Annotated in this window: 18 protein-coding genes; 2 read left to right on the top strand and 16 right to left on the bottom strand. The window is 60.4% G+C overall.

Annotation, left to right across the window (positions count from 1 at the left end):
• Positions 1-18: 18 nt before the first annotated feature.
• Genes AC097P_RS07460 through petA form a run of 3 tightly spaced genes read right to left on the bottom strand, consistent with a single transcriptional unit; the run spans position 19 to position 2,831 of the window.
• Entirely contained in the window at positions 19-780 is a 762-nt protein-coding gene (locus AC097P_RS07460; protein WP_479609763.1) for a cytochrome c1, read from the bottom strand.
• 21 nt (positions 781-801) lie between these two features.
• Positions 802-2,205 carry a cytochrome b gene (locus AC097P_RS07455; protein WP_479609762.1) on the bottom strand — a complete coding sequence of 468 codons (1,404 nt, stop codon included), beginning with the start codon at positions 2,203-2,205 and terminating at the stop codon, positions 802-804.
• A gap of 11 nt (positions 2,206-2,216) precedes the next feature.
• Positions 2,217-2,831, bottom strand: a complete 615-nt coding sequence (gene petA / locus AC097P_RS07450) for a ubiquinol-cytochrome c reductase iron-sulfur subunit (protein ID WP_479609761.1) — start codon at positions 2,829-2,831, stop codon at positions 2,217-2,219.
• A gap of 157 nt (positions 2,832-2,988) precedes the next feature.
• Here petA and mscL point away from each other — a divergent pair, with 157 nt between their 5' ends.
• Positions 2,989-3,423: a large conductance mechanosensitive channel protein MscL gene (mscL, locus tag AC097P_RS07445; protein WP_479609760.1), complete on the top strand. Its 435-nt coding sequence runs from the start codon at positions 2,989-2,991 to the stop codon at positions 3,421-3,423.
• A gap of 111 nt (positions 3,424-3,534) precedes the next feature.
• Here mscL and pdxA read toward each other — a convergent pair whose 3' ends face one another.
• The 3 genes from pdxA to AC097P_RS07430 are packed head-to-tail and all read right to left on the bottom strand — an operon-like array spanning position 3,535 to position 5,755.
• Positions 3,535-4,590: a 4-hydroxythreonine-4-phosphate dehydrogenase PdxA gene (pdxA, locus tag AC097P_RS07440; protein WP_479609759.1), complete on the bottom strand. Its 1,056-nt coding sequence runs from the start codon at positions 4,588-4,590 to the stop codon at positions 3,535-3,537.
• Between the two features lie 11 nt (positions 4,591-4,601).
• A complete protein-coding gene (locus tag AC097P_RS07435; RefSeq protein WP_479609758.1) occupies positions 4,602-5,348 on the bottom strand; it encodes a Nif3-like dinuclear metal center hexameric protein in 747 nt (248 codons plus the stop codon).
• Positions 5,345-5,755, bottom strand: a complete 411-nt coding sequence (locus AC097P_RS07430; RefSeq protein ID WP_479609757.1) for a hypothetical protein — start codon at positions 5,753-5,755, stop codon at positions 5,345-5,347. The genes AC097P_RS07435 and AC097P_RS07430 overlap by 4 nt, the downstream gene beginning before the upstream one ends.
• 173 nt (positions 5,756-5,928) lie before the next feature.
• On the opposite strand from AC097P_RS07430, the gene AC097P_RS07425 reads away from it, so the two are divergent.
• A complete protein-coding gene (locus AC097P_RS07425) occupies positions 5,929-7,068 on the top strand; it encodes a trypsin-like peptidase domain-containing protein (protein WP_479609756.1) in 1,140 nt (379 codons plus the stop codon).
• 86 nt (positions 7,069-7,154) lie between these two features.
• Here AC097P_RS07425 and tatC read toward each other — a convergent pair whose 3' ends face one another.
• The 10 genes from tatC to AC097P_RS07375 all read right to left on the bottom strand — a co-directional run bounded on the left by tatC (position 7,155) and on the right by AC097P_RS07375 (position 12,072).
• On the bottom strand, positions 7,155-7,949 hold the full coding sequence (gene tatC / locus AC097P_RS07420; protein WP_479609755.1) for a twin-arginine translocase subunit TatC: 795 nt from the start codon (positions 7,947-7,949) through the stop codon (positions 7,155-7,157).
• The gene (tatB, locus tag AC097P_RS07415; RefSeq protein WP_479609754.1) at positions 7,949-8,416 is read right to left on the bottom strand and encodes a Sec-independent protein translocase protein TatB; all 468 of its coding nucleotides are present in this window, start codon (positions 8,414-8,416) and stop codon (positions 7,949-7,951) included. Before tatB ends, tatC begins: the two co-directional genes overlap by 1 nt.
• Before the next feature lie 48 nt (positions 8,417-8,464).
• Complete coding sequence (gene tatA / locus AC097P_RS07410; protein ID WP_479609753.1) at positions 8,465-8,701, bottom strand: Sec-independent protein translocase subunit TatA; 237 nt, start codon at positions 8,699-8,701, stop codon at positions 8,465-8,467.
• Between the two features lie 167 nt (positions 8,702-8,868).
• Positions 8,869-9,246: a histidine triad nucleotide-binding protein gene (locus AC097P_RS07405; RefSeq protein WP_479609752.1), complete on the bottom strand. Its 378-nt coding sequence runs from the start codon at positions 9,244-9,246 to the stop codon at positions 8,869-8,871.
• Positions 9,243-9,650 carry a DUF4870 family protein gene (locus tag AC097P_RS07400; RefSeq protein WP_479609751.1) on the bottom strand — a complete coding sequence of 136 codons (408 nt, stop codon included), beginning with the start codon at positions 9,648-9,650 and terminating at the stop codon, positions 9,243-9,245. The genes AC097P_RS07405 and AC097P_RS07400 overlap by 4 nt, the downstream gene beginning before the upstream one ends.
• Entirely contained in the window at positions 9,647-10,024 is a 378-nt protein-coding gene (locus AC097P_RS07395; RefSeq protein ID WP_479609750.1) for a phosphoribosyl-ATP diphosphatase, read from the bottom strand. Before AC097P_RS07395 ends, AC097P_RS07400 begins: the two co-directional genes overlap by 4 nt.
• 7 nt (positions 10,025-10,031) lie before the next feature.
• Complete coding sequence (hisI, locus tag AC097P_RS07390) at positions 10,032-10,457, bottom strand: phosphoribosyl-AMP cyclohydrolase (RefSeq protein ID WP_479609749.1); 426 nt, start codon at positions 10,455-10,457, stop codon at positions 10,032-10,034.
• A gap of 65 nt (positions 10,458-10,522) precedes the next feature.
• Positions 10,523-11,302: an imidazole glycerol phosphate synthase subunit HisF gene (gene hisF, locus AC097P_RS07385; RefSeq protein WP_479609748.1), complete on the bottom strand. Its 780-nt coding sequence runs from the start codon at positions 11,300-11,302 to the stop codon at positions 10,523-10,525.
• A gap of 4 nt (positions 11,303-11,306) precedes the next feature.
• Entirely contained in the window at positions 11,307-11,651 is a 345-nt protein-coding gene (locus AC097P_RS07380; protein WP_479609747.1) for a nucleotidyltransferase family protein, read from the bottom strand.
• On the bottom strand, positions 11,644-12,072 hold the full coding sequence (locus AC097P_RS07375; protein WP_479609746.1) for a nucleotidyltransferase substrate binding protein: 429 nt from the start codon (positions 12,070-12,072) through the stop codon (positions 11,644-11,646). The genes AC097P_RS07380 and AC097P_RS07375 overlap by 8 nt, the downstream gene beginning before the upstream one ends.

Here is a 12,072-nt window from a genome sequence, read left to right as displayed (position 1 = left end):
CTGGCGAAAAAGACCGTATTACTTGACGTCTTTCCAGTACGAAGCGTTCAATCGCCACGCAATGAATGTCATGAACAACAAGAACAACATCACACCAAAACCGACACGAAAACGGGTATTTTTCGCGGGCTCAGCCATCCACGACATATAGCTCACCAAGTCGCCGACCGCTTGGTCGTACTGCACCGAATTCATCGTTCCGGGTGTCAACTGCTCCCAGCCCTTGAATACGTGCTCTTCATGGCCATGGCTCGACACCGTTTCGTACACCGGCGCGCGTTTGCCCTGCAATTCCCACAGTACATGGGGCATACCCACGTTGGGAAAGGCCAGGTTGTTCCAGCCGGTGGGCTTGGCCTCGTCCACATAGTAGTTGCGCAAGTAGGTGTACAGGTAATCTGCGCCGCTGCCCTTGCCCTGTGCGGAGCGCGAACGTGCGATCACGGTCAGGTCCGGAGGATTGGCGCCAAACCACTCCTTGGCCTGCTTGGGATCAATGGCCGACTTCATCGTGTCGCCGACCTTTTCGGTCGTGAACAGCAGGTTGTCCTTGATCTGCTGGTCAGTCAATCCAATGTCTTTCAGGCGGTTGAAGCGCATGAAAGCAGCCGAGTGGCAGTTCAGGCAGTAATTGACGAACAGCTTGGCACCATTTTGCAAGGCAGCCAGATCATTGGAACGGTCGGGCGCCTTGTCCCACTCGATACCACCGCTGTTGGCCTGGGCGGTACCCGCCACCAGGCTCAGCGCCGCAATCACAGTCAACAATATTTTTTTCATTTGCGTAAATCTCCGGCTCGATCAGTGGGCAGCGTAGGTGACACGGGTGGGCACGGGCTTGGCCTCACCCAGACGGCTCCACCACGGCATCAGCAGGAAGAAGCCGAAGTAAAACAGCGTACCCACTTGAGACACACGCTCGCCAATCGGAGATGGTGGCTGCGTGCCCAACCAAGCCAGGATCAGAAAGTTGAAGACGAAAATGCCATACAGGTACTTGTGCCAATCGGGGCGGTAACGGATGGACTTGACCGGTGAGTAATCCAGCCACGGCAGGAAGAACAGGATCACGACCGCGCCGCCCATGGCGACCACGCCCCAGAACTTGGCATCGATGGACAGCATCATGGCAACCACCACGACGGCCGCACCCAGGATCACACCCTTGAAGATGGTGGGCATTTTGAACTTGACCACAGCAAACAGGGCAGCCGCTACCGTGCAGATCTCCAGCACGATCATCATCTCGTCAGTGATGGCGCGCAGCATCGAATAGAACGGTGTGAAGTACCAGACCGGTGCGATGTGCAACGGGGTTTGCAGCGGATCAGCAGGAATAAAGTTGTTGTATTCCAAGAAGTAGCCACCAAACTCAGGCGCGAAGAAGATCACAGCCGAGAACACCATCAGGAACATCGACACCGCAAAAATGTCATGCACGGTGTAGTAGGGGTGGAAGGGAATGCCGTCCAGCGGGATGCCCTTGGCGTCCTTGGTTGCCTTGATTTCGATGCCGTCAGGGTTATTGGAACCCACGTCGTGCAACGCCATCAAGTGCGCAACCACCAGGCCCAGCAACACCAGCGGTACGGCAATGACGTGGAAGCTGAAGAAGCGGTTCAGCGTAGCATCGCCCACAACGTAGTCACCGCGGATCAGCAAAGCCAGATCAGGACCGACGAACGGCACAGCGGCAAACAGGTTCACGATGACCTGGGCGCCCCAGTAGCTCATCTGGCCCCAAGGCAGCAGGTAGCCCATGAAAGCCTCGGCCATCAGGCACAAGAAGATGGCGCAACCGAAGACCCAGACCAGCTCGCGCGGTTTGCGGTAGCTGCCGTACATCAGGCCGCGGAACATGTGCAGGTAGACAACGACAAAGAACGCCGAGGCGCCGGTCGAGTGCATGTAGCGGATCAACCAGCCCCATGGCACGTCGCGCATGATGTATTCGACCGAGCCAAAAGCCAGGGCGGCATCCGGCTTGTAGTGCATTACCAGGAAAATGCCGGTCACGATCTGGATGACCAGCACCAGCATGGCCAGCGAGCCGAAGATGTACCAGAAGTTAAAGTTCTTCGGAGCGTAGTACTCCGACATGTGAACCTTGTAAGCGTCAAACGCGGTGGGCAGACGGTTCTCGAACCAGTTGGTGAGCTTGGCGCCTGCCGACGCGTTGGGGGAAATTTCCTTGAAATCAGCCATGTCTCTGTTCCTCAGGCTTTCTTGTCTTCACCGATCACCAGGCGGCTGTCGGAAAGGTACATGTGGGGAGGGATTTCAAGATTGTCCGGAGCCGGCTTGTTCTTGAAAACGCGACCGGCGAGGTCAAATGTGGAGCCGTGGCAGGGGCACAGAAAGCCGCCTTTCCAGTCATCCGGCAGTGAAGGCTGGGGGCCGGGCGTAAATTTCTCCGATGGCGAGCAGCCCAGGTGGGTGCAGATGCCTACGGCCACGAAATACTCGGGCTTGATCGAACGCGTGGCCTTGTCCACATACGCGGGGGTCAGTTCCGTGGGCTTGCGTTTGGACGCGGGGTCTGCCAGTTGGCCGTCCAAGGTTGGCAGAGCTGCCAATTGTTCGGGGGTGCGGCGGATGATCCAGACCGGCTTGCCACGCCATTCCACGGTCAATTTTTCACCGGGTTTCATGGCGCCGATATCCACCTCGACGGCAGCGCCGGCCGCTTTAGCCCGCTCGGATGGTTGGAATGTGCTGACAAATGGGACGGCAACCGCACCAACGCCTACGGCGCCAGCGCAACTGGAGGCAATCAGCCAAGTTCGTTTACTGGAGTCGATCTGTTGACTGCCGACAAGGGTTTCACTCATGAGTATCCTCAATGAACATGACTACTAGGGGGTAATTTCCGATTGTAGCTGACGGCTATAGAGCCAATTCGCTACTCCGATGGCCCCAAAACCAGTCTTGACAGCCCCTGTTTATCAGCAATACTGCGGTTTTCTGACAATTTTGGAGCGTGTTGCAATGGGAATGGTCCAGGAATTCAAGGATTTCGCCATCAAGGGCAATGTCATCGATTTGGCTGTCGGCGTCATCATCGGCGGCGCGTTTGGCAAGATTGTCGATTCTGTCGTCGGGGACCTGATCATGCCGGTGGTCGGTGCGGCGTTCGGAAAACTGGACTTTTCCAACCTGTTCATCGTGTTGGGCACCATTCCGCCCGGCACCGCGACGACGCTGGACGCGCTGAAAAAGGCCGGCGTGCCTGTATTGGCCTACGGTAGCTTCATCACCGTGGCGGTGAATTTCGCGATCCTGGCGTTCATCATCTTCCTGATGGTCAAGCAGATCAACCGCCTGAAGCGCGAAACCCCCGCGCCCCTAGTCGAAACACCGCCCGCCGTGACCCCCGAAGATGTGTTGTTATTGCGCGAAATCCGCGATTCGCTAAAGAAGTAGGGCCCCCACGCTCCACCGCTGTGCGGGTCGCTGCCCCCCAAGGGGGCTAATTCCACTTGGGACGGCCCGGCGCGGATTTGTTGCCCCCACTCCCCACCGCTGTGGGGGTCACTACCTTGCCAGCACCCGCGCCATGCGCACCGCCTCTACCAGGCTGGACGCATCGGCGCGACCGGTGCCGGCAATGTCGAAGGCCGTGCCGTGGTCCGGGCTGGTGCGCACCAGTGGCAGGCCCAGCGTCACGTTGACGCCCTGCTCCACCCCCAGATATTTGACCGGAATCAGGCCCTGGTCGTGGTACATGGCGACGACCACATCAAATTCGCCCCCCACGCCCGGCCGGTTGCGGGCCCGCATGAACACCGTATCGGGTGCCCACGGGCCACTGGCGTCCAGGCCCTGGGCGCGGGCTGCAAGGATGGCGGGCTGTATCACCTCCAGCTCCTCACGGCCGAACAGACCGCCCTCGCCGGCATGGGGATTCAATCCGGCCACTGCAATGCGCGGCGCCCGCCCCAGAATGGGCAGTAGGGCCGCGTGCGTGATCTGCAGCGTCTGCAACACGTTGTCATAGGTCACCGCGGCAATGGCGTCGCGCAGCGACACGTGGATGCTGACCAGCACCGTGCGCAGCTCGTCATTGGCCAACATCATGCGCACCGGCACCTCGGACACGGGCTTGCCCAGAAAACGGGCCGCGCGATCCTGCAGCAGCTCCGTGTGGCCGGGAAATTGGTCAAAGGGCGCTCCGGCCGCAGCCAGCGCCTCCTTGTGCAAAGGCGCGGTGACCAGAGCGCACACCGCGCCCCGCAAGGCCGCGTCGGCTGCCCACTCCACACAGTACCCGGCCAACGCGCCCGCTACGGGGCTGACAGCGCCCCAGGGCACAGCCTGCAAAGGTGGGCCGATTTGCAGAACGGGTACGCAATTGGGCGGCACGCCAGCCACCTCGTCCACCGATGAGATGACCGCAACGGGCAAAGCCGGACGCCCTTCGGTTGCCAACATCGCAGTTGCGCGCCGCATCGTCGCCACATCGCCCGCCACAAAACTGTGGTGCATCAGCGCAGGCTCGTCGCGGTAGGCCTTGGCGATGATTTCGGGGCCAATGCCGGCGGCGTCGCCCATCGTGATGGCCAGCGGTGGCTTTGCAGCGATATTTGCCATGCGCATGTGCCTCAGGCCGGGTTGTCGATGTCGATGAACTGGTGCTCCAACCCCAGTTGCGCTGCGACATGGGCTGACACCGCGGGCGCGCCATAGCGCTCCGTCGCGTGGTGGCCGCAGGCCAGGTAGGCCACGCCGGACTCGCGCGCCAGGTGGGTCTGGGGCTCGGATATTTCGCCGGTGATGAAGGCGTCTGCGCCAGCAGCGATAGCCGCTTCAAAATAGCTTTGGGCTCCACCCGTACACCAGGCGATGCGCCGCAGTGGCCCACCCTTGCCCGGCACCAGCACCACGGAGCGACCCAGCACAGACTCTGCTCGCTGCGCCAGAGCCTGCGCCGTCGCAAACCCAGTCTCGCCTATGCACCCCAGTTGCTGTTCACCAAACTGGCCGGTCATTTGCAGGCCCAGCTTGACACCCAGCTGCGCGTTATTGCCCAGCGCCGGTAGCGCGTCCAGCGGCAGGTGGTAGGCAAACACATTGATGTTGTGCTCCAGCAACCGCCCCAGGCGCTGGCGCATCCAGCCGGTGACACGGCCATCGTGCCCGCGCCAAAACAAGCCGTGGTGGACAAAAATCGTATCCGCCCCCTCTGCAATGGCGGCATCAATCAGCGCCAGGCTAGCCGTTACGCCGGACACGATCTTGCGCACCGTGGCGGCGCCCTCCACCTGCAAGCCATTGGGGCAATAGTCCTTGAAGCGCTCAGGCTGGAGCATCGTGTCCAGCGCAATCTGGAGTTCTTGGCGGTCGGTCATGGCGAGGGTTTGCGCACTGCGGCGCGGCAGGGTTGGTAGAGGTCAGGGTCCGGCGCCGGCATTGTCGCCTCCAAACTGCTGTCGCAGCCCGCGCCCGCGGCAATCCAGCGCAAACCTAGCCGCCGCAGCGCGGGTGCGAGTACCGGTGCCAAGCCGTGCAGACCACGGGGCAAGGATTCGGTCAGTACCTCCTGCGGCGCAGTGATCGCCCCACAACGGTACTGGGCCAGCCCCCCATCCCACCGCAGAGCCCCGCAAGCGCCAGTGCGCTTGCGCGACAGTATTATGCCCAGCGGACACGGCGCATACAGGCAGCAGACACCACAGCCATTGCAAGCCGCGCCCGCTGCCACTTTGGCCGGGGCCAGCGGGTGGATGTAGATGGTGGTGTGCTCCGGGTGTGCCATGCCAGACCTGCAATGTACTGCGGCGCACGCCGATGGGCGCTGAGGCACGGCGACGACCATTGATACAAGCCTGGCGTGTGCGACAGCGCACGTCCAACCGGGGCGTGCGATTTACAATTTGACACGCGCACGGCCTGCTCTGCAGCGTGCCCCCTAACGCCCCGGGATACCCAATGAAACGACTCTGGCTTCTTTTCGCACAAACCACCACCATTTTGCTGGCCGCCTACTTCGTCGTTGCGACCCTCAAGCCCCAGTGGATAGGGCATGGCTCTGGCAGCAGCACGGTTGCGCTGTTCGAGGCTTCGCCCACACCATCTGGCGTAACCCCGGCCGGCAGTTTTCGCGGCGCGGCACAAAAGGCGTCGGCCGCTGTGGTCAGCATCAACACCAGCAAGGCCGCGCGCAAAAACCCCAATGCCAATGACCCATGGTTCCGCTTCTTCTACGGCGACCAGAGCAATGAGCCCCAAGTGGGCCTGGGCAGTGGCGTCATCGTCAGCGCCAATGGCTACATCCTGACCAACAACCACGTGGTCGAAGGCGCGGATGAAATCGAAGTGGTGCTGAACGACAGCCGTAGCACACGCGCCAAGGTCATCGGTACCGATCCCGAAACCGACCTGGCGATCCTCAAGATCGAGCTCGACAAGCTGCCCGTCATCGTGCTGGGCAATTCCGACAACGCCCAGGTGGGTGACCAGGTGCTGGCCATCGGCAACCCCTTTGGCGTGGGCCAGACGGTAACCAGCGGTATCGTCAGCGCATTGGGGCGCAACCAGCTGGGCATCAACATCTTTGAGAACTTCATACAGACCGATGCCGCCATCAACCCCGGCAATTCGGGCGGCGCGCTGGTGGACTCCAATGGCAACCTGCTGGGCATCAACACCGCCATCTACTCGCGCTCCGGCGGCAGCATGGGCATCGGCTTTGCGATTCCGATGTCTACCGCTAAACAGGTGCTGGAAGGCATCGTAAAAGATGGGCAGATCACGCGCGGCTGGATTGGCGTTGAACCCAATGACTTGTCGCCCGAGTTGGCGGAGACCTTCGATGTGAAGACACGCCAGGGCGTCATCATCACCGGCGTGCTGCAAAACGGCCCTGCGGCCAAGGCTGGCATCCGGCCCGGCGATGTGATCGTCAAGATTGCCGACGCGCCCGTGGTGGACATGGCCCACCTGCTGTCGGCCGTGGCATCGTTGAAGCCGGGCACCGCCGCGCGATTTGCGCTGGAGCGCAAGAACCAACCGCTGGAGCTGGATGTGACACCCGGTGTGCGCCCACGCCCACGGGCGCAGGACCAATAGAAAGCCTACGCAATTTGCTACAAATTTAGTAGCTGCTTACGCTCGCCCCACGAGGGCTAGCGGTCGATTCATCTTAGAGAATCGGCTCAGACAGCGGTTGCAGTGGCATCGTCGTCCGGCGCCTGGGTATGCTTGATAAAGATTCTGGCAGCCCAGATACCCACCTCGTATAGCAGGCACATCGGCACCAGCAATGCCAGCATGGACACAGGGTCCGGCGGCGTTGCAATGCCGGCAACCGCAGCGGCACCGACCACAAAATAGGCGCGGAACGACTTGAGCTGATCTACCGTGACCACGCCCAACCGGGCCAGTATCACGACCGCGATCGGCACCTCAAAGGCCACGCCAAAGGCGATAAACATCGTGATGACGAAGTCCAAATAGGCTTCAATGTCCGGGCTAACGGCCACCGACACTGGCGCCATTTTCTGGATCGCCGGGAACGCCTGTCCAAATACAAAGAAATAGCAGAACGCAGCGCCGGTGTAGAACAGCAGTGTGCTGGCCACCACCAGCGGCATCACCAGGCGTTTTTCGTGCTTGTACAGGCCCGGCGCGACAAAGGCCCACACCTGGTACAGCACCCAGGGCAGAGCCACGCCAAAGGCGGCCAATACGGTCACCTTGATCGGCACCAGAAACGGCGACACGACACCGGTGGCAATCATGCGGGAGCCTTCGGGCAGCGTCTTGACCAGCGGCATGGCCAGCAGGTCGTACAGGGCCGACGGGCCAGGAAAAAACACCAGTACGCCAAAGATCGCCCCAATGCCGTACACGCTGTACAGCAGGCGGTCGCGCAGCTCCATCAAATGCTGCACAAAAGGCTGCTCGGTGCCGGCCAGCTCGTCCGAAGTGTGGGAAGTGTCGTCAGCCATCAGGAGGAAATCTTAGGGGGCCGGAAGCGCGCAACCCGCGCTGCGCCCGACAGGACCTTGGTGCGCACGCCGCTGCGTGCTTTGTACCAGGCCGGTGTGGCGCCTTTTTTCAGGCGCCATTGTTTCTTGGGATGGCGGTATTCAGGAACGCTGCTGTACGACATGTCCAACGAGGCGGTCGACGCGGCGTCAGTCGCTTCAGCCCAGCTCTTTTCAAAGTCACTGGCATGCGTCTGTATGGTCCGGTCGACGTCACGCGCAGCGCTGACGACCGTGTCCTTCATCTTGCGCAACTCGTCGAGTTCCATGGAGCGGTTGACCTCGGCCTTGACCTCGGCCATGTAGTTGCGCGCCCGGCCCAGCAGCGTGCCGGCCATGCGGGCAACGCCAGGCAGGCGCTCGGGCCCAATCACCACCAGCGCAATCGCACCAATGATGGCGACCTTGGTGACGCCAATATCAAACATGGGAGCAGCCCTTCAGGCTTGCAGCGGTACAGCGGTGCGCACGCTGCATCAGCGTTTGATCTTGACTTCGACGTCGATGGGTTTGGTGGCATCGGGCTTATCGGAGGTGGCCAGCGTCGCGGGGGGTGTATCGGCAGTCTTCTCGGTAGCGCCGTCTTTCATGCCGTCCTTGAAGCCCTTGACTGCGCCACCCAAGTCGGAACCTATGTTGCGCAGCTTCTTGGTGCCGAAAATCACAATGATGATGACCAGAAAAATAATCAGATGCGTCGTAGAAAAGCCCATGTCATGCCTCCTGACGAGCCGCCTCTAAGGAGGCATGCGCCCCCTTGGGGGGCAGTGAACGAATGTGAGCTTGGGGGTACATAGCTTTCTCCTTGGTTGTTGCAGGTATTTTAGGCTCTCGCTGCGGCAGGGCTGTGACGGGCCAGCTTCAAGCCCACACAGCCCTATCAACCGCGCAGCCAGGGGCGCGGACCGCCCATCACATGAAAGTGCAAATGGTGCACCTCTTGGCCGCCTTCGGCCCCGGTGTTGGTCAACACGCGGAAACCGCCGTCCGGGTAGGGGTTGCAGCCTTCCTGCAGGGCCAGCTTGGGTATCAAGGCCATCATGCGGCCCATCAGGCCTGCATGCTCAACCTCTATGTGCGCCATGGATGCAATGTGCTGCTTGGGGACGACCAGAAAATGCACTGGCGCCCACGGATGGATGTCGTCGAAGGCATAAAAGTCGTCGTCTTCATACACGGTCCTGGACGGAATCTGTTTCGCCACAATCTTGCAAAACAGGCAATTCGGGTCGTGGTCTTTATGCGTCATCACAGTCATGCCGGCATCTCCATGGGCACACCTTTGTTCATCGCAACCATGCCACTCACGATGCGGTACAGAAACCACAGCGAAATACACAGCCAGGCTATCCAGCCGGGGACCACAAGCAACAGCCATAGCGGCGCAGTCACCAAGTACAACAACCCGGCGATCACCACCGAGCGGATGCGCCAGCGGAAGTGGGATGCCTGCCAGGTTCCTTGCGCATCGCTGCGTTTGACGAGGTCCAGAATCAACGCTGCTACCAGCAGCACAGGGCCAAACTGCGCGCCGGGAATCAGCGCGCCAACCGCCACGACCAGATGCAGCAAGTAGCTGATGGTGCCCACCGTGTTGAGCGCCCGCATTTTTGCCAGCAGGGCTTGGTCCTGGTTCGGCGTCTGGATGAAGTCCTGGCTCATTTCTTTTCTCCCTCGCGGTCCAATACCTTGCGCATGGCCTTTTCCTCGATGCCGCTGGTGCCCTCGCGGCGTTCCAGTTCGGCCAGCACATCGGCAGGGCTCAGCTCGTAGTGCGCCAGAGCCACCATACAGTGGAACCACAGATCAGCCACTTCACCAACCAGTTTGGCCTTATCTCCTCCGTGGTCAACATCCTTGGCAGCCATGACCACTTCGGTAGCCTCTTCGCCGATCTTCTTCAGGAAACCGTCCGGGCCTTTGGCCAGCAGTCGGGCCACGTAACTGGCGTTGGGGTCGCCGCCGTTGCGCGGCTTGCGCGATTCCATGACGGCGGCCAGGCGGGCCAGGGAGTCTGAAGAGTTTGTTGTGGTCATGGTGCTGCTATTTGTAGATGCTTTCAGGGTCTTTCAAGACCGGATCCACACTTTTCCACTCACCATCCTGCAAAACACTGAAGAAACAGCTGTGGCGGCCCGTGTGGCAGGCGATGCCGGGCTCGTGGCCCAGTTGGGTGACCTTCAGCAAAATCACGTCGTTGTCGCAGTCCATGCGGATTTCATGCACCTTTTGCACATGGCCAGACTCCTCGCCCTTGTACCAAAGCTTGTTGCGCGAGCGGCTGAAATACACGGCCTGGCCCAGCTCAGCCGTCTTTTGCAGCGCCTCGCGGTTCATCCAGGCGAACATCAGCACATCGCCTGTGCCCTGCTCCTGCGCGATGACGGGCACCAGGCCCTTGGAATCCCAGCGGATGTGTTTGATCCAGCTCACTGGGGAAGGGTTGGGGGTGGGGTCGGTGGTTGACATTTGCTATTCAATCTATAGCTGCATACGCAGATTCCACGAGGGCTAGAGCCCGAAAAGCTAAAGGCCTAGATCCGAACCGGGATGCCGCGCTGCGCCATCAGGGCCTTGGCCTGGCCCACGGTGTATTCGCCATAGTGGAAGATGCTGGCGGCCAACACCGCATCGGCACCGCCCTTGGTGATGCCATCGGCCAGGTCGTCCAACGAGCCCACACCACCGGAAGCAATGACGGGCACGCTGATGGCATCACTGACAGCGCGGGTCAGCGCCAGATCGAAACCCGACTTGGTGCCATCACGGTCCATGCTGGTCAGCAGAATTTCACCCGCACCGCGGCGCGCCATCTCGGTGGCCCAAGCAACAGCGTCCAAACCGGTGTTCTTGCGCCCGCCGTGGCTGTACACGTCCCAGCCCTCGCCACGCGCCTGTGCGTCGTCGCCGCTGCGTCGCTTGGCATCGATGGCCACCACGATGGCCTGCGAGCCGTACTTCAACGATGCATCTTCGATGACTTGCGGGTTGGACAGCGCAGCCGAGTTGAAACTGATCTTGTCGGCACCAGCATTGAGCAAGCGGCGCACATCTTCCACCGTGCGCACACCACCGCCGACGGTCAGCGGAATAAAGACCTGCGAGGCCACGGCCTCGATGATGTGCAGGATCAGGTCGCGCCCGTCACTGGTGGCGGTGATGTCCAAAAACGTGAGTTCGTCCGCGCCCTGGCCGTTGTAGCGGGCTGCGATTTCGACGGGGTCTCCAGCGTCACGCAACTCGACGAAATTGACGCCTTTGACGACGCGACCACCGGTTACGTCCAGGCAGGGGATTATTCGTTTGGCGAGCATGGTCTTAGTTTTCTCGCATCCACAAAGGTTTTCCAACACGTTCAATGTGGGCCAACAGCTCTGGACTATCGATATCCGATAGCAGCGACAGGTCAATCTTCCATGGCAGCATTAAGTCGTCCAACGCCGTACTGATGGACGAGAGATCACTAGGTGCCAACCCCGCACCGTCCAACGCTAAATCAAGGTCTGAGCCCGCCCGAAAGTTGCCCTTTGCGCGCGATCCATACACGGTTGCTCGCGTGATTTGCGGATATTCGCGCAAGACTCCACGTAGCGCGTCGACCGCCGACGTCGGTAAACCAAAGTCGAACCTGGTAACACCTGAGGAGACTGCGGTATCAGGCACGGGTCAAGGCTTCCATATGCTGCGCGAAGGCAGTAAACAAAGCCGTATAGCGCTCAGCAACATCTTTCACAATCGCTTCGGCTGTTTTCTGGTTATACGTGTGCGAAGACTGGTTGCGACTTTTGATCATGTCCATCCAACCTTGTCCATCCGTTACCAATTGCACTGCAAACGCTTCCCGCACCGCATCGCGCGAACCCGTGATGGGTGTCGCATTGCCTTGGTATGCAAAGTAATCCTTCATGACATTCCACGCCAACTCGTGTGTGAATTCAAATGCCTGAATCAGCCCTTGCTGCTCCAAATCACTCAAAGGGCGAGTTTCGCGGAGTTCAACGGCGTCCCGTAAACGCGCCAATGCCCGTTGGTAGTTGGACAGCCGTTGCTGCCAACGAATATCGTCGGTAGAGCCGTCGGTCAT

Source organism: Rhodoferax sp. ZS1R8 (assembly GCF_056521325.1).
The sequence above is the reverse complement of the archived record's forward strand: the minus strand, read 5'-3'. Positions and strand labels throughout refer to the sequence as shown.

Bases quoted from the DNA above. Each gene is read 5' to 3' on its own strand.
- AC097P_RS07460 (WP_479609763.1), bottom strand. From the start codon at position 780: ATGAAAAAAATATTGTTGACTGTGATTGCGGCGCTGAGCCTGGTGGCG.
- AC097P_RS07455 (WP_479609762.1), bottom strand. From the start codon at position 2,205: ATGGCTGATTTCAAGGAAATTTCCCCCAACGCGTCGGCAGGCGCCAAG.
- petA (WP_479609761.1), bottom strand. From the start codon at position 2,831: ATGAGTGAAACCCTTGTCGGCAGTCAACAGATCGACTCCAGTAAACGA.
- mscL (WP_479609760.1), top strand. From the start codon at position 2,989: ATGGGAATGGTCCAGGAATTCAAGGATTTCGCCATCAAGGGCAATGTC.
- pdxA (WP_479609759.1), bottom strand. From the start codon at position 4,590: ATGGCAAATATCGCTGCAAAGCCACCGCTGGCCATCACGATGGGCGAC.
- AC097P_RS07435 (WP_479609758.1), bottom strand. From the start codon at position 5,348: ATGACCGACCGCCAAGAACTCCAGATTGCGCTGGACACGATGCTCCAG.
- AC097P_RS07430 (WP_479609757.1), bottom strand. From the start codon at position 5,755: ATGGCACACCCGGAGCACACCACCATCTACATCCACCCGCTGGCCCCG.
- AC097P_RS07425 (WP_479609756.1), top strand. From the start codon at position 5,929: ATGAAACGACTCTGGCTTCTTTTCGCACAAACCACCACCATTTTGCTG.
- tatC (WP_479609755.1), bottom strand. From the start codon at position 7,949: ATGGCTGACGACACTTCCCACACTTCGGACGAGCTGGCCGGCACCGAG.
- tatB (WP_479609754.1), bottom strand. From the start codon at position 8,416: ATGTTTGATATTGGCGTCACCAAGGTCGCCATCATTGGTGCGATTGCG.
- tatA (WP_479609753.1), bottom strand. From the start codon at position 8,701: ATGGGCTTTTCTACGACGCATCTGATTATTTTTCTGGTCATCATCATT.
- AC097P_RS07405 (WP_479609752.1), bottom strand. From the start codon at position 9,246: ATGACTGTGATGACGCATAAAGACCACGACCCGAATTGCCTGTTTTGC.
- AC097P_RS07400 (WP_479609751.1), bottom strand. From the start codon at position 9,650: ATGAGCCAGGACTTCATCCAGACGCCGAACCAGGACCAAGCCCTGCTG.
- AC097P_RS07395 (WP_479609750.1), bottom strand. From the start codon at position 10,024: ATGACCACAACAAACTCTTCAGACTCCCTGGCCCGCCTGGCCGCCGTC.
- hisI (WP_479609749.1), bottom strand. From the start codon at position 10,457: ATGTCAACCACCGACCCCACCCCCAACCCTTCCCCAGTGAGCTGGATC.
- hisF (WP_479609748.1), bottom strand. From the start codon at position 11,302: ATGCTCGCCAAACGAATAATCCCCTGCCTGGACGTAACCGGTGGTCGC.
- AC097P_RS07375 (WP_479609746.1), bottom strand. From the start codon at position 12,072: ATGACCGACGGCTCTACCGACGATATTCGTTGGCAGCAACGGCTGTCC.